This window comes from Streptomyces ipomoeae 91-03 (assembly GCF_000317595.1).
In the GTDB taxonomy this organism is placed as follows: domain Bacteria; phylum Actinomycetota; class Actinomycetes; order Streptomycetales; family Streptomycetaceae; genus Streptomyces; species Streptomyces ipomoeae.
The window spans coordinates 1-22,173 of the sequence record NZ_AEJC01000321.1 but is presented as its reverse complement, the minus strand read 5'-3'; the positions used below and the strand labels follow the sequence as shown (position 1 = coordinate 22,173).

16 protein-coding genes, 1 tRNA gene and 4 pseudogenes are annotated in these 22,173 nt (G+C 69.8%); 11 read left to right on the top strand and 10 right to left on the bottom strand.

Features of this window, described 5'->3' with window-relative positions; all coding sequences use genetic code 11:
- Nucleotides 1-55: 55 nt before the first annotated feature.
- From STRIP9103_RS21215 to STRIP9103_RS51690, 6 genes and pseudogenes are all read right to left on the bottom strand, one after another.
- Nucleotides 56-415: an ASCH domain-containing protein gene (locus tag STRIP9103_RS21215; protein ID WP_048820682.1), complete on the bottom strand. Its 360-nt coding sequence runs from the start codon at nt 413-415 to the stop codon at nt 56-58.
- A pseudogene (locus STRIP9103_RS21210) lies at nt 412-1,525 on the bottom strand (hypothetical protein). Before STRIP9103_RS21210 ends, STRIP9103_RS21215 begins: the two are co-directional and overlap by 4 nt.
- A gap of 131 nt (nt 1,526-1,656) precedes the next feature.
- The gene (locus tag STRIP9103_RS21205; RefSeq protein ID WP_234022255.1) at nt 1,657-2,127 is read right to left on the bottom strand and encodes a hypothetical protein; all 471 of its coding nucleotides are present in this window, start codon (nt 2,125-2,127) and stop codon (nt 1,657-1,659) included.
- A 47-nt stretch (nt 2,128-2,174) separates the two neighbouring features.
- On the bottom strand, nt 2,175-2,615 hold the full coding sequence (locus STRIP9103_RS50725) for a hypothetical protein (protein WP_009316519.1): 441 nt from the start codon (nt 2,613-2,615) through the stop codon (nt 2,175-2,177).
- A gap of 55 nt (nt 2,616-2,670) precedes the next feature.
- The gene (locus STRIP9103_RS21195; RefSeq protein ID WP_009316540.1) at nt 2,671-3,900 is read right to left on the bottom strand and encodes a helix-turn-helix domain-containing protein; all 1,230 of its coding nucleotides are present in this window, start codon (nt 3,898-3,900) and stop codon (nt 2,671-2,673) included.
- Between the two features lie 108 nt (nt 3,901-4,008).
- Nucleotides 4,009-4,277 (bottom strand): annotated as a pseudogene (locus STRIP9103_RS51690) (NUDIX hydrolase); the annotation flags it as partial.
- A gap of 502 nt (nt 4,278-4,779) precedes the next feature.
- On the opposite strand from STRIP9103_RS51690, the gene STRIP9103_RS46815 reads away from it, so the two are divergent.
- From STRIP9103_RS46815 to STRIP9103_RS21170, 3 genes are all read left to right on the top strand, one after another.
- Nucleotides 4,780-5,654, top strand: a protein-coding gene (locus STRIP9103_RS46815) for an IS5 family transposase (protein ID WP_234022256.1) whose coding sequence is annotated in 2 segments (ribosomal slippage) — nt 4,780-5,161 and nt 5,161-5,654 — 876 coding nt in all. Because the reading frame shifts where the segments join, the coding sequence is not laid out codon by codon here.
- A 1,013-nt stretch (nt 5,655-6,667) separates the two neighbouring features.
- Nucleotides 6,668-6,752, top strand: a tRNA-Ser gene (locus STRIP9103_RS21180).
- Nucleotides 6,753-7,449: 697 nt separating this feature from the next.
- Nucleotides 7,450-8,922 carry an IS4 family transposase gene (locus tag STRIP9103_RS21170; protein ID WP_009316555.1) on the top strand — a complete coding sequence of 491 codons (1,473 nt, stop codon included), beginning with the start codon at nt 7,450-7,452 and terminating at the stop codon, nt 8,920-8,922.
- 236 nt (nt 8,923-9,158) lie between these two features.
- Here the strand turns inward: STRIP9103_RS21170 and STRIP9103_RS21165 are convergent, their stop codons facing one another.
- Entirely contained in the window at nt 9,159-9,518 is a 360-nt protein-coding gene (locus STRIP9103_RS21165) for a DUF1330 domain-containing protein (protein ID WP_009316544.1), read from the bottom strand.
- 200 nt (nt 9,519-9,718) lie between these two features.
- Here STRIP9103_RS21165 and STRIP9103_RS21160 point away from each other — a divergent pair, with 200 nt between their 5' ends.
- Nucleotides 9,719-9,931, top strand: a complete 213-nt coding sequence (locus STRIP9103_RS21160; protein ID WP_009316553.1) for an antitoxin — start codon at nt 9,719-9,721, stop codon at nt 9,929-9,931.
- Between the two features lie 352 nt (nt 9,932-10,283).
- Here the strand turns inward: STRIP9103_RS21160 and STRIP9103_RS50030 are convergent, their stop codons facing one another.
- Nucleotides 10,284-10,457, bottom strand: coding sequence for a hypothetical protein (locus STRIP9103_RS50030; protein WP_009316530.1), 174 nt, complete (start codon nt 10,455-10,457; stop codon nt 10,284-10,286).
- 312 nt (nt 10,458-10,769) lie between these two features.
- Between STRIP9103_RS50030 and STRIP9103_RS46810 the strand changes: the two genes are divergently transcribed.
- A protein-coding gene (locus STRIP9103_RS46810; RefSeq protein ID WP_234022174.1) for an IS5 family transposase occupies nt 10,770-11,644 on the top strand; the annotation gives its coding sequence in 2 pieces (ribosomal slippage) (nt 10,770-11,151 and nt 11,151-11,644; 876 coding nt in all).
- Here the strand turns inward: STRIP9103_RS46810 and STRIP9103_RS21145 are convergent.
- The gene (locus tag STRIP9103_RS21145) at nt 11,599-12,570 is read right to left on the bottom strand and encodes a bifunctional DNA primase/polymerase (protein ID WP_009316520.1); all 972 of its coding nucleotides are present in this window, start codon (nt 12,568-12,570) and stop codon (nt 11,599-11,601) included. The two genes, STRIP9103_RS46810 and STRIP9103_RS21145, sit on opposite strands and share 46 nt — an antisense overlap.
- Nucleotides 12,571-12,931: 361 nt before the next feature.
- Between STRIP9103_RS21145 and STRIP9103_RS46805 the strand changes: the two are divergent.
- The 5 genes and pseudogenes from STRIP9103_RS46805 to STRIP9103_RS21125 all read left to right on the top strand — a co-directional run.
- Nucleotides 12,932-14,176, top strand: a pseudogene (locus STRIP9103_RS46805) (bifunctional MaoC family dehydratase N-terminal/OB-fold nucleic acid binding domain-containing protein); the annotation flags it as partial.
- Between the two features lie 12 nt (nt 14,177-14,188).
- Entirely contained in the window at nt 14,189-14,602 is a 414-nt protein-coding gene (locus STRIP9103_RS53155) for a hotdog family protein (RefSeq protein ID WP_408995682.1), read from the top strand.
- Nucleotides 14,599-15,765, top strand: coding sequence for a lipid-transfer protein (locus STRIP9103_RS21135; protein WP_009316515.1), 1,167 nt, complete (start codon nt 14,599-14,601; stop codon nt 15,763-15,765). Before STRIP9103_RS53155 ends, STRIP9103_RS21135 begins: the two co-directional genes overlap by 4 nt.
- Before the next feature lie 204 nt (nt 15,766-15,969).
- On the top strand, nt 15,970-16,578 hold the full coding sequence (locus tag STRIP9103_RS21130) for a SigE family RNA polymerase sigma factor (protein WP_078613991.1): 609 nt from the start codon (nt 15,970-15,972) through the stop codon (nt 16,576-16,578).
- Nucleotides 16,579-16,708: 130 nt separating this feature from the next.
- Nucleotides 16,709-18,370 carry a long-chain fatty acid--CoA ligase gene (locus STRIP9103_RS21125; RefSeq protein ID WP_009316536.1) on the top strand — a complete coding sequence of 554 codons (1,662 nt, stop codon included), beginning with the start codon at nt 16,709-16,711 and terminating at the stop codon, nt 18,368-18,370.
- Nucleotides 18,371-18,536: 166 nt separating this feature from the next.
- Here STRIP9103_RS21125 and STRIP9103_RS46800 read toward each other — a convergent pair whose 3' ends face one another.
- Nucleotides 18,537-21,017: a hypothetical protein gene (locus tag STRIP9103_RS46800; RefSeq protein ID WP_411572426.1), complete on the bottom strand. Its 2,481-nt coding sequence runs from the start codon at nt 21,015-21,017 to the stop codon at nt 18,537-18,539.
- Between STRIP9103_RS46800 and STRIP9103_RS53500 the strand changes: the two are divergent.
- Nucleotides 21,000-22,173: pseudogene (locus STRIP9103_RS53500) on the top strand (hypothetical protein); the annotation flags it as partial. The gene STRIP9103_RS46800 and the pseudogene STRIP9103_RS53500 overlap by 18 nt on opposite strands.

Sequence of the window (22,173 nt, the reverse complement as noted above, 5' to 3'; positions counted from 1 at the left end):
GGACGCCGAGGAAGCCGCGCTGTCCCTCTCGGGGGAGCGGGGGCCGCGCGGCGGGCTACTGCGGCAGCAGCTCGATTTCGATGGCGAGCGCGCCGAGCGCTTCCTTCTCCGCTGGGTAGATCTCGCGGATGTTGGCGAGCTGCTGCTCACGGGTGGAGGCCGGGTTGACGTTCGCCGGACCCTCCCCGTCGAGCAGTTCCTTGAACGTCTTGTACTCCGTGACCCGCTTCACCAGGACGTCACACGTCTCGGCCGTGCCCTTGATGCGGAAGCGGATGACGTCTCCGGCCGTCAGGTCTTCAAGGTGGGGGTACTTCACCCGCACCTCGATCGTCTTTTGGCCAGCGGCGACCAGGTCGAAGTACCGGCGGTAGAGGTTCAGTTCGCGGACGCGCGCGGCGGCAGTCTCCGTCATGGGGCGGGAACGCTCCTAGCTGTTGCAGCGGTCATGAGTCGGCCGAGCTCACCGGCCGAGTACGAGCGGAAGAAGTGGCGTGGACCGGCGAGTAATACGTCCGTCAGACCGAGCAAGCGGTCAACGGACTCAGCCAACGAGCCCGGCCACTCTCGGGTGTCGAGCATCCACGGGGCGGCACCGTCGGGCAAGGCTGCGCGTCCCTCGCGGATGAGGGACTTGGACAGCTTCGCGCCCGTGTCCGTGACCACCTGGGGGCAGAAGAGACGGGCGGGCAACTGCCCGCGGGTCAGGCCGACTGCCTGTAGGGCACCGTCGACGAGGATGCAGCCGGGCATCCAGTCGCTGCCCTTGACCATGACGTACAGCGTGCCGACCGCTCCGGTGATGGCCAGCTCCTTGACCAGGTTCCTGTACAGCGTGGCCAGGTCCAGATAGCCACCGTTGGCCGGTTCGATGACGACCTCGTATTCGCCATGGTGCAGGCACACGGCCGAGACGGTTGCCCGCTCGAAGCCGTCGTCACGGACGCGTTCGCTCCGCGTACTTCTCGGCCCACCCGCAACCGGGTCGCGGGCAGGGGACACGGACGCGCGGGACGCCGGACGACGGGGACAGATACCACCGGGCGGCATCCATGCGGGGCAGCACGCGCAGCCAGGTACGGCGGAAGTGGTCGCCCGCCTGCTGCTGGCTGTAGGTCTCGACCGAGTACGACACGTGCAGGCGCTCGGACAGGGCCGTGAACATCGGGCGGTACAGCTTGTCGACCTGTTCCGCGATGCCGGCCGCGCCCAGGGCGTGCGCGTAAGCCCGCTGGTATCGGTGACCGGTCTCCTTGTCGGTGACGATGTCGTACGGCGCGTTGTCGAGGGCACCGAACTGGACTTCGGCCTGTACGCCGAACTTGTCGCGGATGCGCGCCGCAGTGGCAAACGTGAGCGACTGGACCAGGGACGTTCCGATGTGCGGCGCTCCGTTGATCTGCGTTCCCACCACGAACACGATCCGCTCCGGAGCCGCGTTGACGATGTGCGGCCTGAGCAGATCATCAGCGTGCGTCAGCGCGTTGGCGAGCACGGTGTTCGGCGATACGGGATAGGTGGTCACCGCGTCTTCCCCTCGGTAGATGGGCAGGACTGCGCCGCAGAGCGGCGGGTGTGCGTTCAGAGGTAGAGCTCCGGTGGGTGGTGAGCCCGCCCCCGCGCCGGGGGGAACCGAGAAAGACACGGGGGCGGGGGTCATAGGGGCGTGCGCCGTCCCCGTGGCCTCCGGTGGCGACCCGTTCCCGCCGGGGAGTGGGGTGGGCACCGGGCGGGGACGGGGGCTTGCGGGGGTGCCGGGCGGCGTGTGGGCAGCGGATACACCCGGAGGGAGTACCGGGCGTCGTAGTCCGTCACCTCGAACACGAACGCGCGGCCTGCGGCGAGCGCGCGTATTTCGTGCTCGTACGCCTGGTCGCTGTCGGCCCAGGCGCGCAATTCCGCATCAGGGCGAGGAACGTCCGGCCTTCCGGCGATGAGCGGCGCATCCCGGAGGAACACGGCCCCGGGGTCCGGGGACAGCAGCCGGGCGAGGCGGAATGCCTGGGCGCGTAGCCAGCGGGCAGCGAGATGCGGGGACCGGCCGCGGTAGGTGGCGAGCAGAACCTCGCGAGTGCCGCCGAGGTCGTGGGCGGTCGCCTCACAGCGGAAGGCGATGGGCGACCGCATCGGGAGACGTGCAGAGGCCGGCGGAGCGAGCATCAGCACGGCCGGGCTCACCGCTCATGCTCCCGAGCCGATTCCCTCGCCTTGATGAGCCGACCGAGTTGGCTGTAGTACAGCTCGACTTGCGCCGGGGTGAGCACGAGCATCGTCTCGCAGGCGCCACCGTCCTCGTAATGCACGGTGACCGGTAGCGCGGCCTGCTGGGCACGATGGTCGTAGGCGGCGTCCCGCTTCAGGGGGGTGGCATGCGTGACCGGGACGGGCAGGGGGCGCAAGGTCTTTCCGTCGGACCTGGCCCGCCAGTCCTCACCACCGCCAGGTGGGCGCAGTTGGTACGACGCAGAGCTGTCGCTCGGCAGGGCGACGCACACCCCGATCTTCCCGCCCTTGGCGAGGTCGAGAGCGAGGTCGCCGAGGCGAGGATGAAACGGGGCGCCGGGGATTAACTCGGCGCCCCGCGCCGGGAGTTGCTTCGAGGTCTGTTCGGCCATGCCTCGAAGCTATGAAGATCTCAGGGGCCCAATATGAACCGCAGGAATACGACCCTCATCCGTCGAGGTGGAAGCGGTCTGACATGCGGCGCAACTTCTCGCGGGTGCTCGCACGCTCGGCGTACACGATGCTGCGCAGGGTTGACCGGGCGATGGGGTGATTGCGGACGAGCTGGGGGGCGATGCGCTCGGCCTTCTCCAGTTCCTTCAGTGCCTTGTCGCGGTTCCCATCCCACAGCCAAGCGCGGGCAAGGTCCATGTGGTGGTGCCCCTGGCGCGAGTTGGGGAGCGCTTCGACCAGTTCCTTACTCGTGCGCCGGTTTATCGACAGGGCCTCGCGTTGCTCATGCATCTCCAGAGCGACGCTGATTGCGTGGATCTGCACGTTGCCCGGCGAGAAGGTCAGGCTGTGCCGGTCGTAGACCGGAGGCCCGGCGGCCTCCGCGATCCTCTTGGCTGCACTCCGCGCGTGCTTGATCCGATCCTTCGCTTCCGCCTTGCGACCGCCCCGCGCAGCCGAGACAGCCGCGCGCAGTTGCAGTGTCCCCCACGCCCGTACGGCCAGCGGATCACCCCGGTCATAGTCCTGCTGCACGCTGCGAATCGCCTTGTCGGACAGGGCAATGGAGTCGTCCCAGTCCGCCGTGGCCCACATGTCCCAGACCCGCATCCAGTCGGCTACAGCAGGCATGACAGGGTCGCCGGACTGCCGGGCGGACCAGGCGGCCCGCTCACACGCCATGGCGATCAGCTCAGGGTGCCCAAGGGCGTGCGCGGCCGTGTGGGCGAACTTGCAGCACACGGCGTAGATGGCGAACGCCTCTTCCCGCTCGTGCCCCGTGGAGACTTCGGCCAGGGCGCGTGCCTCACGAAACAGGTCGGGGAGAACTTCCATGATCGCCACGTTGGCGGCAGCGTCACGCAGGCGGTGAAGACGAGTGGTTTCCTGCCAGAGCTGGCGCGCGGGTCGGGGCGTGCCGTCGAAGACGGGGGCGAGGTCGTAGCGGCGCAGTTCGCGCATGATGGCTGCGGCAGAGACCTGCCACTGATTCTCTGCCGGGGAGCTGTTGTACGGCCGCCCGATCAGGTCGTTCGGGTGTACGTGCAACTCCGAGGCAAGCAGGTTCAGCAGGCCGACGCGGTCCAGCTCGATATGTCCGCGTTCCATCTTGGAGACCCATCCCTGAGTCTTGCCGAGGGCGGCAGCGAGGTCAGCTTGTGTCATGCCGAGGCGGAGCCGTGCGCGGCGTGCGCGACGGCCGATCTCTTCGGCTTCCTCCAGCATCAGTGCTCCGTCCGTAAGGGCTTCTACCCTTGACGGTACCGAGGGCGCACGCCGCGTGTGGAGTGGTGCAGGTCAGGAAGCTCCGGAAAGCACACCTAACGCCACCGCTCATGACAGTCCTGCGTCAGCGGATTGGTTCACGCCAAGCAGGTAGAGGAGCCCGACGAGAGAGCCGCTGCTGACGATCTCGCGGCGGTCGATCATCCCGCGCGCATCGAGGAGGGGGATCCGCTCGATGCGGTCGGACTCGTTCTCCTCCGTGGGCTTCCCGACGTGGGTCGCGCGTCCGCACGGAAGAAGTGGTGTTGCGAATTAGTGATGCCGTTGGCTGGCTCGGCGTAGATCAGGGGCTTGACGGGACCAGGCCGCCAGCCTGTCCCCAGAGCCGCAGATCGATCCGGAGAAGAGTGTCAGTTCGACATTTTTCGCCTCAAGCTGACGAGATGACTCAACAGACAGCCTGAACAAAATGGCTGAATCCTACCCATCGAAAACCTGGAATCGAACACAACTGCACATCTAGCATGATCATGCCATCACCCAGGGGGTGCTCCTTGTGGGTGTCTAGGGGGAATTGTCATGCATTTGGGGGTTAAGTGAACCTTGTTCGCAAGTATGCGGTAGCTGCAGGCTTTGCCAGTGCGGCGGTTTTGGCGCTGGCTGTCCCGGCTCAAGCGGCTCAGGGAACCTGGCGATTGTCGATTTCCGGCTGCAAGATCTATCAGCAGATTGAGCTGAGGGGGAGCCCGCAGCACGATTACATGCGCTGGTACACCACCGGGGACTCTCGGTACTGCGAGGCGTGGATCAACGACACTGCCCATGGCACCACTAGGGTGCGTTTCATATGTGGATCTTGATGTGTCAAGATCCCACTTCGTGGGGCGGCATGATCTGACGAATACACAGTGGGCGAAGCTGGAGCCCCTGCTCCCGGTCGGCAAGAAGCCTGGACGGCCACCGGTGCACACCAAGCGGCAACTGATAGACGGCATACGGTGGCGCACCCGCGCCGGTGCTTCCTGGCGGGACGTGCCCGAGCGCTATGGCCCGTGGGAGACGGTCTACGGCCTGTTCCGCCGCTGGCAGCGGGACGGCACCTGGCACCGCATCTTCGAACAGCTGCAGGCCCAGGCCGACGCCGAGGGACTGATCACCTGGGACGTCTCGGTGGACTCGACCATCGCCCGCGCCCACCAGCATGCGGCCGGCGCCCGCAAAAAGGGGATCTGCAGACCGAGCCGCCAGGCGGTGTGTTCATCGAGCCCGACGACCACGGGCTCGGACGCTCCCGGGGCGGGCTGACAACCAAGCTCCACCTGGCGGTCGAGCAGGCCCAGAAACCGATGTCGCTGGTCATCACGGCAGGACAGCGCGGTGATTCCCCGCAGTTCCAGGTGGTCTTGGGCCGCATCCGGGTGCCCCGGCTCGGGTCGGGCCGCCCGCGCACCCGGCCGGACAAGGTGCGTGCCGACAAGGCGTACGGCTCCCGCGCGAACCGTGCCTACCTGCGCAAGCGCGGTATCCGCTGCACGATCCCGGAGAAGCGCGACCAGATCGCCAACCGCAAGAACCGCGGCTCCCACGGCGGCCGGCCACCTAAGTTCGACAAGGCCGACTACAAGGAGCGCCACGCGGTCGAGTGCGGAATCAATCGCCTCAAGCGGCACCGCGCTGTCGCCACGAGATACGACAAGTTGGCAGTTCGCTACGAGGCGACCGTGCTGGTCGCAGCCATCAACGAGTGGCTGTGACCAGCACTTTCAAAACGCACCCTAAGGGGCTCCATCTCATATCCAACAACGGCTCCTACTACAGCGACTGGTATTACGACGGTCCGGGCTACAAGATGGCTGTCTGTGCGCGAAACAATAGTGGTCAGATGGACTGTGGGCCGTACAACTAGTACCAAATAGCAATCTCACGCAAATTTCGGGACGTAAGGGTTCATCCTTGCGTCCCGAAATGCATAGCGGGGCATGACGTTAGGATTTGGATCCCTAGTTCGACGGGGTGTCGCACTCGGCGACTGAAAGCCTTTCCCCTGCCTCAAGGAAAGTGATGCTTGTAAAGAGCTGCCGCAAGCCGCGCCGCTGGATCACGCTTATCGCCGTGGCCTGCTGCTTGGCCGCATGCGCCTCGCAGGACCCCTCCCCTGAAGTGGAGGATGCTTCCCGGTCACCTGAGGGCCGGGCCGCAGGTGTCGGGAGCGACGCTGATGACACACCGGAGGCGGCTGCCACGCGGAGTGGTGATGGTTCCGTGCTTGTGCCGATATCCGGCTGCAAGGTCTACGCGCAGCAGGCCAATGGGCAAATCCGCTGGTACACGCGTGGGGGTTCCCAGTACTGCCAAGCGTGGATTCATCGCTACGAGTCCAACCCTGGGTACCAGCTCATCACTACTGATGGGTCCTACTACAGCGAGTGGTACACGGCTGAGTCCGGCGATGAAGTCTGTGTCAACAATCGGGTCGGTCAACTTCGGTGTGAACCCGACAAATAGGGTGCGAGGTCTGTGTGAGTCTCAGTCGGCTGTCGGCATCCATGTCGATAGCGACGATAGACCGATACGACTGCCAGCGATTGACCTGTGAGGGTGCCTTGGCTGCCATGGGCTGGCGTGGGACCTGAGCCCCAAGCGCTCATAGCGGACCACGGCCCCGGCGGTCGAAACACGGCCGGTGGACCCTGTGTGGACCAGGCTCCCCGCTTAGACCCTGTGGCCGGTACGCTGTACCCGCTCCGTCCCTGGTCGGCGGGGCTCAGGTGGGTTGCCCGAGCGGCCTAAGGGAACGGTCTTGAAAACCGTCGTGGCGCGAGTCACCGTGGGTTCAAATCCCACACCCACCGCAGGTGAACGGCCCCTGACCTGGGATTGAGGTCGGGGGCTTGTTCATGTCGGAGTACCGCAGAGCACTGTGATTCCCCGTGAGTTCCCGGGAGAACGGGCACGCGAGGGGCACGCGCCGCTTCTCACTCCTGAGCCCAATCGAAGGGCATGGGGGCGCCTTGCGGGATCACCCACGGGTGGGGGTACTGGGCCTGACAGCCGGTGCAGCGTGCGACAAACAGACCTATGTCGGGGTTTGTCATAATGCTGTAGTGGGTGGATGCCTCGGCGGGGAGCACGTAGCCGTTCGCTGTCGTCTCCAGACCAGGCCACGCAGGAGAGCACTGGCAGAGCTGCTCTAGCGCGAATGACGCGCCCTCGGCAGTCTTCGTCGTGCGCTTGAACAGGTTGGTGAAGGTCTCACGTATGGACACGGCAGACTCGCGTTTCGAAGCGGGTGACCTGGGTCGCTGAGATTACAGCGCGGTCGGCGGAGCGGCTTTGGGCGGGAGCTGCCATGGGGCGAGTGATCATGGCCCCTTAAGCTTCCGGCGAGTCGGGCAGTCTGTGGACCTGCCCGTTAAAGCACGACGTTGGGGCCATGATCTTCGAGGCTCGCCCCATGGTGGCTGCCTAAAGCCCAAGACCGGGAAGTTAAGGGGTGTTGTGGCTGGTCGGGTGGGTTGACATGAGAACGGAGCCCGGCGCGGACTGTGAGTGTCAAGGTCACGGTTCGTGGGGGCTCCGTTGTCTGTTCAGTGTGCCACCGCTGGGGCGGTTGGAGACCGGTCGTGGGTGTGGTTGCCGGGTCATTTAGGGGCGTTGACGCGGTGGGTTCCGCCGTCGTTGGTGGACGAGGTGGTCCAGGCGGCGGGCTGTGTGGAGCGTCGGGTGCGGCTGCTGCCGGCCCGGGTGGTGGTGTATTTCGTGCTGGTCCTGGGCCTGTTCGGGGAGTGCGGGTATCGCCGGGTGTGGTCAGCGATGACGGCCGGGTGGCCGCGCGGGATGGTGGCTGATCCGTCGGCGGCGGCTCTGCGGCAGGCTCGTCAGCGGTTGGGGGTGAAGCCGCTGATGATGCTGTTCGACCGGCTGCGCGGGCCGGTCGGCACGGCCGCGACGCCGGGGGTGTTCTGGCGGGGGCTGCGGTTGGTGGCCTGGGACGGCACCTGCCTGGAGGTGGCCGACAGCCCGCAGAATGTGGCGTGCTTCCGGCGGCATGCGGCCCGCACCAGCCGTCCGGCCGGCTATCCCCAGCTGCGGCTGACCGCGCTGGTCGAGTGCGGCACCCGCGCGCTGATCGATGCGGTCTTCGGATCCCAGCAGTACACCGAGTTGCCGCAGGCCCGGTGCCTGCTGGCGTCGCTCAGGCCTGGGATGCTGCTGCTGGCCGACCGGGGCTATGACGGCTTCGAGGCCTTGCGGGACGCTGCCGCTACTGGAGCCGACCTGTTGTGGAGGGTGCAGTCCGGACGTCTGCTGCCGGTGATCCGCCCACTGCCCGATGGCACCCATCTCACCCTGGTCACCGACCGCCGCTCCGCTGACCGGCTGGCCAAGTGGCAGCAGCGCGGCCGCCGCACCGCGATGCCCGCGCTGACGGCTCTCACCCTGCGCGTGATCAGCTACCAGATCACCGTGACGCGCCCGGACGGCACATCCTGCGCCGGCACCGTGCGACTGGTCACCACGCTCCTGGACCCCAAGCGGTATCCGGCCGCGGAACTGGCCGCCCTCTACCACCAGCGCTGGGAGATCGAGACCGCCTTCTACGGGCTGAAAGTCACCCTGCGCGGAGCAGACCGCGTCCTGCGCTCACGCACCCCGGCCGGGGTCGAGCAGGAACTCTTTGCGCTGTTAGCGCTCTACCAGGCCAGCCGCCGGGCCATCTCCGAAGCTGCCACCAGCGCTCACCTCGACCCCGATCGGCTGTCCCTGACGATCGCCCTGCACACGATCCGGCTCACCGTGATCAACGCCAGAACATCGGATCCGGCCAACCTCGTCGCAGCTCTGGTCCACACCCGCAACCTCGCACCCGCCAGACGTCGTTCCCGCACCAGCCCGCGCCGCGTCAAGCGCACCCTGTCGCCCTACGCCTACAACAAGATCAAAGGCAGCGTCGGGCACAAGACACCCGTGATCACCACCATCACCCTGACCAGCCACCCGACCACGACCGAACCGCCTTAACTTCCCGGTCTTGGCCTAAAGCCGTGGAGCCGACCGCCCCAGCCACAGAGGGTGTCTCCCACCTCGTGTCCGCTGCCGCTAGCGCGCCGCCGGGCGCGGCCAGCCGGGGCGCAGACAGGAGGCAGGCCGCGCCGCAGAGGCGGCGCGCGCCCGCGCCGTGCGCGGGCACTTGCTGGTCGAAGGGGTGTCTCTCATCGGGGACACCCCTTCTGACGGTCACCCGACCCCTTCAACCGTCAGGGGTGTGACTCTTGCGGAGCGTTCTCCGCCTGGAGCTTTGCCGCGCGCTCGGTCGGGTGGTAGCCGGGCCTGACGCCGTCGACCAGTACGAGGTCGCCGTCGATGTGGTCGGCGCGTAGCCGCAGGATCTCTTGGTAGGCGGGGGAGGCGTACCAGGCGCGTGCCTCGGTCAGGCCGGGGAACTCGATCAGCACCAGGCTGCCTGGCCAGGTTCCCTCGACCACATCGGTCGGCGGGCCGTGGGCCAGAAAGCGGCCGTGAAACGGGTCGAGGGTGTCCTGGACCCGTTCCAGGTACTCAAGAACGTCAGGGTGATGGCGGCGGTCGCGCAGGTGAGCGAAACCGTATGCGGGCACGTTCGACTCCTTCGTTCGTTTTCGTTCGTTCTGGTGTCCGGTACGACGGCTGGAAGGTAGTCACGCTCCTCCGCGCACCGCGATTACCCCTGAGGTAAGGGGCGTTTTGGCCTGCGGTCCGTCACCTCGTCATCCCGGGGTGCGGGTCGGGTGTTCGGACCTGATTCTGGAGGGGATGGCGACCGGCGGAAGGAGCCGCGATGTCTGTCATGGACAAGCTCAAGCGGATGCTGAAGGGCCATGAGGAGCAGGCCGGCCGGGGCGTCGACAAGGCCGGTGACTTCGTCGACGAGAAGACGCAGGGGAAGTACAGCGGTCAGGTGGATGCCGCTCAGGAAAGGCTCAGGCAGCAGTTGGGCGCCGAGCAGCCGGGGCGGGGCGAGCCGGGGCGTGAAAGGCCGCCTCAGTCCTGAGGTGCGGAGGGGGACCCGCGCGCCTGATCATCGCCGAGCTCGCGGCGAGCGCCGCGCTGCTCAGGCAGATGCCGCGCGGGAACTCCCGGCTCACCCTCGCCGCCACCGCGCCCACCACGTTCCGTATCACTGTGCCCGCAACGCTTCGTATTGAGGTGATCCGGATCGGTGGTGAGCGGTGCGGGACGCGTTCCACCGGAGGCCGGGGGGATGCGGGCGTCGGTGGGCCGGGCGGCGGGGTTGCGGGAGACCAAGTAGTTGAAGAGCTTGGGGAAAGAACCTTCCACACCATCCAAACCTCGCGTACGTCACTCAGGCGGGTGAAGTCAGTCAACTCGGCTGGCTTGGAGGTTTACGGGGTCACGTCGCCGAGCCCGTACGGGACCGCAGAGACGGCATCGCCGAGCCCGTACGGGAGTCGTAGCCCGAGTCCGCCGAGTCTCAGCCCGCTGAGCCCGTCGCGCCGCCCCCACTTCGCCGCTGTCACCGTTCTCGCCGCCGTCACCGGCTTCGCCGTCCTCGTCACGCCGCCACGACCCCGTCGCCACCACTCTCCTCGCGGGTCTGTGCCGCGTTGACGACCGCCTCATCCTCTCGGCCCGTGATGTGGAGCGGCTCGCGCCACCGCTCCCGGCGGATCCGGCGTCGACGCTGCCCGCCGGGCCTCGGCAGGCACGGCCGCCGGACCCGTTCCAGACCTGCGACGGCTGTGAACGTGTCTTCCGGGCCGCGCAGCCGGGGCTGTGCCGTGACTGTCGGTCGTCGTCAGGGGCGGTCGGCCGCCGGCTGCCTAGGGTGCGTTTCATATGTGGATCTTGATGTGTCAAGATCCCACTTCGTGGGGCGGCATGATCTGACGAATACACAGTGGGCGAAGCTGGAGCCCCTGCTCCCGGTCGGCAAGAAGCCTGGACGGCCACCGGTGCACACCAAGCGGCAACTGATAGACGGCATACGGTGGCGCACCCGCGCCGGTGCTCCCTGGCGGGACGTGCCCGAGCGCTATGGCCCGTGGGAGACGGTCTACGGCCTGTTCCGCCGCTGGCAGCGGGACGGCACCTGGCACCGCATCTTCGAACAGCTGCAGGCCCAGGCCGACGCCGAGGGACTGATCACCTGGGACGTCTCGGTGGACTCGACCATCGCCCGCGCCCACCAGCATGCGGCCGGCGCCCGCAAAAAGGGGATCTGCAGACCGAGCCGCCAGGCGGTGTGTTCATCGAGCCCGACGACCACGGGCTCGGACGCTCCCGGGGCGGGCTGACAACCAAGCTCCACCTGGCGGTCGAGCAGGCCCAGAAACCGATGTCGCTGGTCATCACGGCAGGACAGCGCGGTGATTCCCCGCAGTTCCAGGTGGTCTTGGGCCGCATCCGGGTGCCCCGGCTCGGGTCGGGCCGCCCGCGCACCCGGCCGGACAAGGTGCGTGCCGACAAGGCGTACGGCTCCCGCGCGAACCGTGCCTACCTGCGCAAGCGCGGTATCCGCTGCACGATCCCGGAGAAGCGCGACCAGATCGCCAACCGCAAGAACCGCGGCTCCCACGGCGGCCGGCCACCTAAGTTCGACAAGGCCGACTACAAGGAGCGCCACGCGGTCGAGTGCGGAATCAATCGCCTCAAGCGGCACCGCGCTGTCGCCACGAGATACGACAAGTTGGCAGTTCGCTACGAGGCGACCGTGCTGGTCGCAGCCATCAACGAGTGGCTGTGACCAGCACTTTCAAAACGCACCCTAGCACCAGGTCGGCGCCCCGACATCCGTGCCGCCGACGCGATCGTCGAGCGGGCCTCGCGTTCGGTGAGGCCCGTGCGTACGGCGGCCTCGATCAGGGCGTGGGTGACGTCCGGGCCCAGGTCGTTCTCGTACGCGCGGCAGGCCGCCCAGAAGAGGCGGGTGTTGCGTTGGCCCTCGTGGGCGGTGAGGACGAAGTGGATCAAGCCGTGGCCGTTGCCGCCGTTACCGCCGCCGGACGAGCGGGAGGTGGTCGGGCGGGGCGGCGGGGGAAGCAGGAGGCGGAGCAGTTCCGGTGGGCAGGGGGCGGGAGGGAGGTGGGCCGTGCCCGGGGCCGTGGTGTAGACGCCGTGGTCCGTGCGGGAGCCGGGGCCGACCAGGTAGCCGCCGGCGCCGCGGATGTCTATGCCGGGGGCCAGGCGGCTCGCGGAGTTGGGGACCACGACGTCGGGCGGGCCGGTGAGCCAGAGGTGGCGGCCTCCGCTGGGGGTCACCACGACGACCGTGTCCGGGATCGTGAAGAGATGGCGTAGGGCCAGTTCGCGGAGGGCTGCGGAGGAGTCCGTACCGGATTTCGTGTCCAGGTCTATGCCGATCAGGTGATGGGGGCCGCGGCCACAGGCGATGCCGTAACCCGTGGCCCAGGGGGCGGCGGCGAAGAGTTCCCGGACGCGGTCTGGGTCGGCGGAGGCGTCGTACACGCCGTGGCCGAAACGGCCGCATTCGCCATGGCAGGGAGGGCCGGGTGGTGAGCAGGGCGGCAGTGGAGAGGTGTCGTCGCGGTGGGGGGAACGGAGGGCCGGGAGTTTGGTGCGGGACAGGGGGATCACCGCCAGTCCGCGTTCGGCGGCGGAGAGGGCGTGCGCCAGGGCCAGGGTCGTGGCCTGCCGGTCCGTGGTGGCCATGCCTCCATGTTCGTACGAGTGTTCGATAAAGGGAAGGGGGCGGGAGAGAAGGGGGCGGGAGAGAAGGGGGGAGGGGGAAGGGGGATCGGGCGTGTTTCGGTCGTCGCGCGGGTGGATCGCGGATTCGCCGGAAATATGCCGGAACGCTTCAGCCCTTGCGCCGCTTGATCTTGAGCGGCTTGATTCGTGCGCCCTCTCCGGGCTGGGCATCCCTTGATCCATGAGTTGATCGAAGAGGTTGCGCCTGCGTGGGCGGTACTTCGGTGCCGCCCCGGGTGTTTGCGCCGTGCGGGGTCGGCGACCTTGACAGTTTCGGTGGCGATTCCTTCAATCTGACGGGTAGTCAGAAAACCGTGGGGGCATGGTGACCGAGGGCGAACTTTCCGTACGGCTCAAGGCCTACGAGGGGCGCGCGGCCGTTGTCGGTGGCGTCGGCAAGGACCCCGTCAACGCGCCCATGATCCGGCACTGGTGCGAGGCCATGGGCGACACCAACCCCGCGTACACGGGACCGGACGCCATCGCTCCGCCCACGATGCTCCAGGCGTGGACCATGGGTGGGCTCAGCGGGCACGAGAGTGGGCGCTCCAAGCTTTCCGGGCGCTCGGAGAGATCGGGGCGTTCGCAGGCATCGGGGCGTTCGGCGGCGTACGAAGAGCTCCTCGCGCTGCTCGACGGCGCCGGCTGCACCTCCGTCGTCGCCACCGACTGCGAGCAGGAGTATCTGCGGGTGCTGCGGCCGGGGGACGAGATCGCGTTCGACTCGGTCGTGGAGTCGGTGTCGGGGCGGAAGAACACCAGGCTGGGGGCCGGGTACTTCGTGACTACCCGTATGGATGTACGGGTGGGGGACGAACTCGTCGGTACCCATCGCTTCCGGATCTTCAAGTACGCGCCGGCCGCCGCCAGAAGCGGGGCTGCCGGTGGGGATTCCAAGAGACAGAACGCCGAGAGACAGAACGCCGAGAGACAGAACGCCGAGAGACAGAACGCCGAGAGTCAGGACGCCGAGAGTCAGGACGCCGAGAGTCAGGGGCCCGCGAGGCAGGCCCCCAAAAGACGGGACGCCGAGAGTCAAGATTCCGAGCGGCAGGGCCCCGAGAGGCAGGCCCCCGCGAGGCAGGCCCCCGAAAGACAGGACGCCGCGAGTCAGGGGCCCGAGAGACAGGACCCCGAGAAGCAGGACCCCAGGCAGGAGCCGAAGCCCCGGCGCCCCCGTCCCGTCGTCAATCGCGACAACGCCGGGTTCTGGGAAGGCGTCGCGCGGCACGAACTCCTCATCCAGCGTTGCACCGACTGCGCCACCCTCCGTTTTCCCTGGCTGCCGGGGTGCAACGCCTGCGGTTCGGCCGAGTGGGACACCGTGCGGGCGAGCGGCGAGGGGATCGTCCACTCGTACGTCGTCATGCATCACCCGCCCTTCCCCGCGTTCGACCCGCCGTACGCCGTCGGGCTGGTCGAGCTGACGGAAGGCGTCCGGATCGTCAGCAACGTCGTCGGGGTGCCGTACGACAAGGTGCGGATCGGGATGGCCGTACGGCTTGAGTTCGTGCGGTACGACGAGGAGCTGGAGTTGCCGGTCTTCCGGGCGGACGACGCCGAGGAGGTCGGGGACGGGCTGCCCCCGCTGCGGATCCCGATCACTCGCACTCTCGTCGTCGCCGGGGCCATCGCCTCGCGCGACTACCAGGACGTCCACCACGATCCGGAACTGGCCCGGCGGCGCGGATCGCCGGACATCTTCATGAACATCCTGACGACGAACGGGCTGGTGGGGCGGTACATCACCGACCACTTCGGGCCGGGCGCCGTCCTCCGCAAGGTCGCCATCCGGCTCGGCGCGCCCAACTACCCCGGGGACACCATGGTGTTGACCGGCACGATCGAGGCGATCGACGGGGACACGGCCACCGTGAAGGTCGTCGGTGACAACGGCATCGGCAGGCACGTCACGGGGACGGTCACCGTCACCGTTCCGAAGCCGCTCGTGTCCCCGGCCCCGGTCACCCTCTCGGAAGGGGCACTCCGGTGAGCCTACGGTCGAAGGACACCCTCGGCGGCCGTGCGGCGATCGTCGGCATCGGGGCCACCGAGTTCTCCAAGGACTCGGGGCGGAGTGAGTTGCGGCTGGCGGTGGAGGCGGTGCGGGCGGCGCTGGATGACGCGGGGCTGCTGCCGGGGGACGTGGACGGGATGGTGACGTTCACGATGGACACCAGCCCGGAGATCACGGTGGCGCAGGCGGCCGGGATCGGGGAGCTGTCCTTCTTCTCCCGTGTGCATTACGGGGGTGGGGCGGCGTGCGCGACGGTGCAGCAGGCGGCGCTGGCCGTGGCGACGGGCGTCGCGGAGGTCGTGGTCTGTTACCGGGCGTTCAACGAGCGGTCGGGGCGGCGGTTCGGCGCGGGGGTGCGGCATCGGGAGCCGTCGGCGGAGGGCGTGGCGCTCGGCTGGACGCTGCCGTTCGGCCTGCTCACGCCGGCGTCATGGGTGGCGATGGCGGCTCAGCGGTACCTCTATACGTATGGGCTGACCCCGGAGGCGTTCGGGCATGTGGCCGTGCTGGACCGCAAGTACGCGGCGACGAACCCGGCCGCGTACTTCCACGGCCGGCCCATCACCCTCGCCGAGCACGCGGCCTCGCGGTGGATCGTCGAACCGCTGCGGCTGCTGGACTGCTGCCAGGAGACGGACGGCGGCCAGGCGATCGTGGTGACATCGGTGGAGCGGGCGAGGGATCTGCCGAAGCCGGCGGCGGTGGTCGTGGCGGCGGCCCAGGGTGCCGGGCGGGCGCAGGAGCAGATGACCAGCTTCTACGCGCGGGATCTGGCGGGGCTGCCGGAGATGGGCGTGGTCGCGCGACAGCTGTGGCGGACCTCGGGGCTCGCCCCCGACGACATCGACGTGGGCATCCTGTACGACCACTTCACGCCGTTCGTGCTGATGCAACTGGAGGAGTTCGGCTTCTGCGGGGCCGGGGAGGCGGCGGACTTCGTGGCGGAGGAGCGGCTGCCGCTCAACACGCATGGCGGGCAGCTCGGGGAGGCGTATCTGCACGGCATGAACGGCATCGCGGAGGCGGTACGGCAGCTGCGGGGGACGTCCGTCAACCAGGTGGCGGGGGCGGAGCGGGTGCTGGTGACGGCGGGTACGGGGGTGCCGACCTCGGGGGTGGTGCTGGGGACGGACGGGTGAGGGTGCGCCCTCGGCCCATGGACGCCGGCCCGTGCACCGCGTACACCCTGGGCAGGTTGTCTCAGGGATACACCCTCAGTACATGGGGGCCGTTCATCCACCTTCAGTAGGTGGGGTTCGCCCCACCCCTACAACCTGAGGGGGAGTCGTCTTCGGGACCTGCGGCCGATCCGCCGAGGCGGGGCCCACTTCTAGCGTGGAGCCATGACCAAACCCGTCTGCACCAGCGCTTCCAACGCCGCTGCACCGGCGACGCGGACCAAACCGACCTCGCCTTTGTCGAGCCTGACGAACATGGCGACCACCGTGACGGCCCTGACGTACCCGTCGTTCTCGGCGTATGTGAAGGCCCGCCAGCCGGTGCTGCTGCGGACCGCCCGATCGCTGACCGCGAACCCGAACGACGCCGAGGACCTGTTGCAGACGGCGCTCGCCAAGACCTACGTCGCCTGGGAGCGCATCGAGGACCACCGGGCGCTCGACGGGTACGTACGGCGGGCCCTGCTGAACACGCGCACGTCCCAGTGGCGCAAGCGCAAGGTGGACGAGTTCGCGTGCGACGAGCTGCCGGAGCCCGAGGGGGTTCAGACCGGGGACCCGGCCGAGCATCAGGCGCTGCACGACGCGATGTGGCGCGCGATCATGAAGCTGCCGGCGCGACAGCGGGCGATGGTCGTCCTCAGGTACTACGAGGACCTGAGTGAGGTGCAGACGGCCGAGGTGCTCGGGGTCTCCGTCGGGACCGTGAAGTCGGCGGTGTCGCGGGCGCTCGGCAAGCTCCGCGAGGACCCCGAGCTGGAGCCCGTAAGGTAGGGCCGACCGGACTTCCGACGGCACTTTCTCCTATCGATCTCCCGCTCTCTAGTGACATACCGCACGGTATGTGAGCAGAATCAGCACAACCGTTACCACCGCGTAGGCAGAGCCGCCCCGGGAGGACGCCGTGCTGAGCACCATGCAGGACGTACCGCTGTTGATCTCCAGGATCCTGACCCATGGGTCGAGCATCCACGGGACGTCGCAGGTGATCACCTGGACCGGTGAGGGTGAGCCCCACCGCCGCTCCTACGCCGAGATCGGCGCCCGCGCCGCCCAGCTGGCGCACGCCCTGCGCGACGACCTCGCGGTCGAGGAGGGCCAGCGCGTCGCGACGCTCATGTGGAACAACGCCGAGCACGTCGAGACCTACTTCGCGGTCCCCTCCATGGGCGCCGTCCTGCACACCCTCAACCTGCGCCTGCCTCCCGAACAGCTCGCCTGGATCGCCAACCACGCCGCCGACCGGGTGGTCATCGCCAACGGTTCGCTGCTCCCCCTCCTCGCGCCGCTGCTGCCGTACCTCAAGACGGTGGAGCACGTCATCGTCTCCGGGCCCGGAGACCGGTCGCTGCTCGCCGGGGCGAGCGGTGTCCAGGTGCACGAGTACGAGGACCTGCTCGCCGGCAAGCCGACCGCGTACGACTGGCCCGAGCTGGACGAGCGCGCCGCCGCGGCCATGTGCTACACCTCCGGCACCACCGGCGACCCCAAGGGCGTCGTCTACTCCCACCGCTCGGTCTACCTGCACTCCATGCAGGTCAACATGGCCGAGTCGATGGCGCTGACGGACTCGGACCTCGCGCTCCTCGTCGTCCCGCAGTTCCATGTGAACGCCTGGGGCCTGCCGCACGGGACCTTCATGTCCGGCGTCAACATGCTGATGCCCGACCGGTTCCTGCAGCCCGGCCCGCTCGCCGAGATGATCGAGACGCAGAAGCCGACGTACGCCGCCGCCGTCCCCACCATCTGGCAGGGACTGCTCGCCGAGCTGAACGCCCGTCCGCGTGACGTCAGCTCCCTCACCCAGGTCACCATCGGCGGCTCCGCCTGTCCGCCCTCCCTCATGGCGGCCTTCGACAAGCTGGGCATGCGCGTCTGCCACGCCTGGGGCATGACGGAGACCTCCCCGCTCGGTGCGGTCGCCCGGCCGCCGGCTCATGCGGAGGCCGGCTCGGAGGAGGAGTTCAGGTACCGGCTCACCCAGGGCCGTTTCCCCGCCTCTGTCGAGGCCCGCCTCACTGGCCCCAATGGCGAACGCCTCCCCTGGGACGGCAAGTCGGCCGGCGAGCTGGAGGTGCGCGGACCGTGGATCGCGGCCTCGTACTACGGTGGCCCGGGCGCCGATCCGCTCCGCCCCGACGACAAGTTCAGCGAGGACGGCTGGCTGAAGACCGGGGACGTCGGCACGATCAGCCCCGACGGCTACCTCACCCTCACCGACCGCGCCAAGGACGTCATCAAGTCCGGCGGCGAGTGGATCTCCTCCGTCGAGCTGGAGAACGCCCTCATCGCCCACCCGGAGGTCGAGGAGGCCGCCGTCGTCGCCGTACCGGACGAGAAGTGGGGCGAACGGCCGCTCGCCATCGTCGTGCTGAAGGAGGGCGCCACGGCCGACTTCGAAACCCTGCGCTCCTTCCTCGCCGAGCAGGGCAACATCGCCAAGTGGCAGCTGCCCGAGCGCTGGACGCTCGTCGAGTCCGTACCGAAGACGACCGTCGGCAAGTGGGACAAGAAGCTGCTGCGCAAGCAGCATGCGGAGGGCGCGTTGGACGTGACGAAGATCTGACGAAGATCTGACGCCGACCGTTTGGGTGTTGGGGCACTGTTTCACGTGAAACAGTGCCCCGCGTTTCGTTACGAGGCCTTGGTTGCTGCGGGGTAGGGGCGGCGGGCGCGAGCCGGTGGGGTCAGTGGGCTGTTGCCGTCAGTTGAGGTCAGCGGGCTGTTGCCGGTCAGTTCGTGCCGACCCGTGCCAGCAGGTCCACGATCCGGGTCTGCACCTCGGGGCTCGTCGAGCGTTCCGCGAGGAACAGGACCGTCTCCCCCGAGGCCAGGCGCGGGAGTTCGGCCTGGTCGACGGCGGCGGTGTAGACGACGAGCGGGGTGCGGTTCAACTGGCCGTTCGTGCGCAGCCAGTCGATGATTCCGGCTTGGTGGCGGTGCACCTGGAGCAGGTCCATCACCACGAGGTTGGGCCGCATCTGCGAGGCGAGGGTGACGGCGTCCGTATCGGACGCGGCCCGCGCGACCTGCATGCCACGCCGTTCCAGCGTCGCGGTCAGGGCGAGCGCGATCTCCGCGTGCTCCTCGATCAGCAGGACGCGCGGCGGATGCTGCTCGGAGTCACGCGGCGCGAGCGCCTTGAGCAGGATGGCCGGGTCGGCGCCGTACGCCGCCTCGCGCGTCGCCTGGCCGAGTCCGGCCGTGACGAGGACGGGGACCTCGGCTGCGACGGCGGCCTGGCGCAGCGACTGGAGCGCCGTGCGGGTGATGGGACCGGTGAGCGGGTCGACGAACAGGGCAGCCGGGAAGGCGGCGATCTGGGCGTCGACCTCCTCGCGCGAGTTCACGATGACGGGGCGGTAGCCGCGGTCGGTGAGCGCCTGCTGGGTCGGCGCGTCCGGCGCGGGCCACACGAGCAGTCGGCGCGGGTTGTCCAACGGCTCCGGCGGCAACTCGTCGTCCATCGGCTGCGGATGCGGCCGGTCGGGGACCTCCACCGCGCCACCGGGCCCGTCGAGCGGCTCGGGCCCTTCGTCCGCGTTCTCGTCGGGTGCCCCTATGGCGTACGACCGCCCGGCCCCGTCGGTACGGCCCAACAGCCGGGACTGCCCGGCGAGGGACGGCTGCGGCGGGAGGGGGACCTGCCCGGCGAGGGAAGGCTGGGCGGGGAGAGGCACCTGTCCGGCGAGCGAGGGCTGGGCCGGGAGCGGTGTCTGTCCCGCGAGGGAGGGCTGGGCCGGGAGCGGTGTCTGTCCCGCGAGGGAGGGCTGCGGCGACTGGGCCGCCTGCTGCGGCCGACCCGGCTGGCCCGCCTGGGCCGGGAGCGGGGTCTGGCCGGTGCCGGTTCCCGTGGCCTGGCCGGGCTGCGGGTGCGACCGCGCGGCCGTCTCCGGGCGTTCGGCGGCCGGGTCGGGCGGTGTGCCCAGCTTGCGGCGCCGACCGGAGCCGCCGGGCTGGTTCGGCGAGGGGGCGGAGCCCGGCTGGGGCTGGGGTTGCGCCTTCGGCTGCTGCGGCTGTGACTGGGGCGCGCCGTGGCGGGCGAAGGGGACGCCCTGGCCGAGGGTGCGCACGCTGATCGCCCGGCCCTGGGTCGAGTTGGGGTCGAGGGGGGCGGAGGGCGCGGTGGGGCGTGCGGGGGTGGCTGCTGCGGTGGGCGTGGCGGGTGTGGGCGGCGTGGCGGGTGTGACCGGGACCGCAGCTTCGGCGGGCAGCGGCTGTGCGGCACGCGGCGGCTGCTGTACGGCACGCTCCGGCGGCAGCGGGGTGCCCGAGGACGGGGTGGACTGCGGAGGCAGCGGAGCCTGCGCCGCCGGGGCGGCCACGGGGATGCCCACACCGGAGGTGTCCTGGCGGGGGTCCGGCCAGGGCTGGGGCTGCGGCTGCGCAGCGCCGGGCACACCTTGGGCCGGGACGGGCTGGGGCTGGCCGGGGGCCGATGCCTGCGCCGGGACGGGCTGGGGTGCGCCGCCCTCTACGGCGAGGGGCTGCCCGGGAGCCGCGGCCTGCGCGGGCACCGGCTGCGGGCCACCGGGGACCCCTTGCGGCGATACGGCGGCGACCTGCGCGGCGACGGAGTGGCCGATGGCGTTCTGCGCCGCGTCCCCCGGAACACCTTGCGGGGCGACGGGCTGCGGACCCGCGACCGAAGCGGCGACGGGCTGCTGGCCGGGACGGGACCCTGCGGCCTGCGCGGCCACCGGCTGTGGGGCGGCACCCGGAACACCCTGGGCGGGCACCGCCTGGGCGACTCCCTGAGCGGGGACAGGCTGGGCGACTCCCTGAGCGGGAACGGGCTGGGCGACCCCTTGTGCGGGCGCGGGCTGAGCGGCGGCCATAGGAGCAGCCTGTGCGGGCTGAGCGGCGGCGGCCCCCGGCATTGCTTGCGCGGGAACAGGCTGCCCCGGCCCGCCCAGCGGAGGAACGCCCTGGCCCGGCGGGACCTGTGCCGGAACCCCCTGCGCGGGCGCCACCATGGCGGCGGCATCACCCTGCTGCGGAGCGGGCCGCGCCGCCCGACGGCGGCCGGTGGGCGCGGACACCGGATGCGGCTGCGGCGGGGTGTGATCGTCGGCCGGGTTGTGCCGCGCGACATCGTGCCGACCGTCGTCCACGCCACCACCGGCCGGGGCCCCGGGCGCCTGACCCGCGGGGACCGCTTGCCCGGCACCGGGCGCCTGTCCTGCGGGGACCGCTTGCCCGGCACCGGGCATCTGTCCTGCGGGGACCGCTTGCCCGGCACCGGGCATCTGTCCTGCGGGGACCGCTTGCCCGGCACCGGGCATCTGTCCTGCGGGGACCGCTTGCCCGGCACCGGGCGCCTGTCCTGCGGGGACCGCTTGCCCGGCACCGGGCATCTGTCCTGCGGGGACCGCTTGCCCGGCACCGGGCGCCTGTCCTGCGGGGACCGCTTGCCCGGCACCGGGCGCCTGTCCTGCGGCGACGGCCTGACCGGCACCGGAAACCTGGCCTGCGGCGACTGCTTGGCTTACTGCGGTTGCCTGGCCCGCGCCTGCACTCTGGCCCGCACCCGCGATCTGGCCCCCGCCCGGCCCGGCGACGACACCCGGGGCCATGGCCCCCTGGGCCTGGGCGAGCTGCTGCTGGCCGACACCGGCGGCAGGCACGGGTCCTCCGGCGAGCTGGTTGCCGGCCGCAGGCCCACCGACTACGCCAGGCGCACCGGCACCTTGAGCCTGAGTGACCTGCTGTTGTCCGATTCCGGCGGCGGGCACAGGCCCCCCGGCAAGCGCCGGCCCGCCGACAGCAGGCCCGTTGACTGCGTCAGGCGCACCGGCGCCCTGGGCCTGGGCGACCTGCTGTTGTCCGATTCCGGCGGCGGGCACAGGCCCCCCGGCTGGCACAGGCCCCCCGGCAGGCACAGGCCCCCCGGCAGGCACAAGACCCTCGGCAGGCATAGGCCCCCCGGCAGGCATCGGACCCCCGCCGACCCCAGGCCCGCCAGCCCCGCCAGCCGCACCGGGCGTACCAGGCGCCCCCGCCGCAGGCACCGGAATCGGCCCGAGGCCGGGTGCCTCCTGTCCGTACTCGGGTCCGCGGTCCGCCTCAGCCGGTGGCAGCGCGAAAACCGCCCGCCCCCCGGCCTCGGGCGCGGCGGCCCGCTCCTCGGCGTTGGCCAGCGCACGCCGACGCCGCCCGGTGGGCTGGGCACCGGCCGCATCACCGGCGGCACCGGCACCGTTCGCCGTATCCGCATCGGCCGGACCAGCCGGTCCAGCGGGGCCGACCGCCCCGGCCGCAGCCGCGGGCAGCGCCGGCGGCAACGCGTTCTGCGGCGCGGCCTCCCGCCGCGCCCGCCGACCGCTGGGCGCGGGCATGCCCTGCGGCGGCACGGTCCCGCCGAGCCCG

Coding starts and splice junctions, on each gene's coding strand:
- STRIP9103_RS21215 (WP_048820682.1), bottom strand. CDS start 415: ATGACGGAGACTGCCGCCGCGCGCGTCCGCGAACTGAACCTCTACCGC.
- STRIP9103_RS21205 (WP_234022255.1), bottom strand. CDS start 2,127: ATGCGGTCGCCCATCGCCTTCCGCTGTGAGGCGACCGCCCACGACCTC.
- STRIP9103_RS50725 (WP_009316519.1), bottom strand. CDS start 2,615: ATGGCCGAACAGACCTCGAAGCAACTCCCGGCGCGGGGCGCCGAGTTA.
- STRIP9103_RS21195 (WP_009316540.1), bottom strand. CDS start 3,900: ATGCTGGAGGAAGCCGAAGAGATCGGCCGTCGCGCACGCCGCGCACGG.
- STRIP9103_RS21160 (WP_009316553.1), top strand. CDS start 9,719: ATGTCTGTCATGGACAAGCTCAAGCGGATGCTGAAGGGCCATGAGGAG.
- STRIP9103_RS21145 (WP_009316520.1), bottom strand. CDS start 12,570: ATGGCCACCACGGACCGGCAGGCCACGACCCTGGCCCTGGCGCACGCC.
- STRIP9103_RS21130 (WP_078613991.1), top strand. CDS start 15,970: ATGACCAAACCCGTCTGCACCAGCGCTTCCAACGCCGCTGCACCGGCG.
- STRIP9103_RS46800 (WP_411572426.1), bottom strand. CDS start 21,017: ATGCCCGGTGCCGGGCAAGCGGTCCCCGCAGGACAGGCGCCCGGTGCC.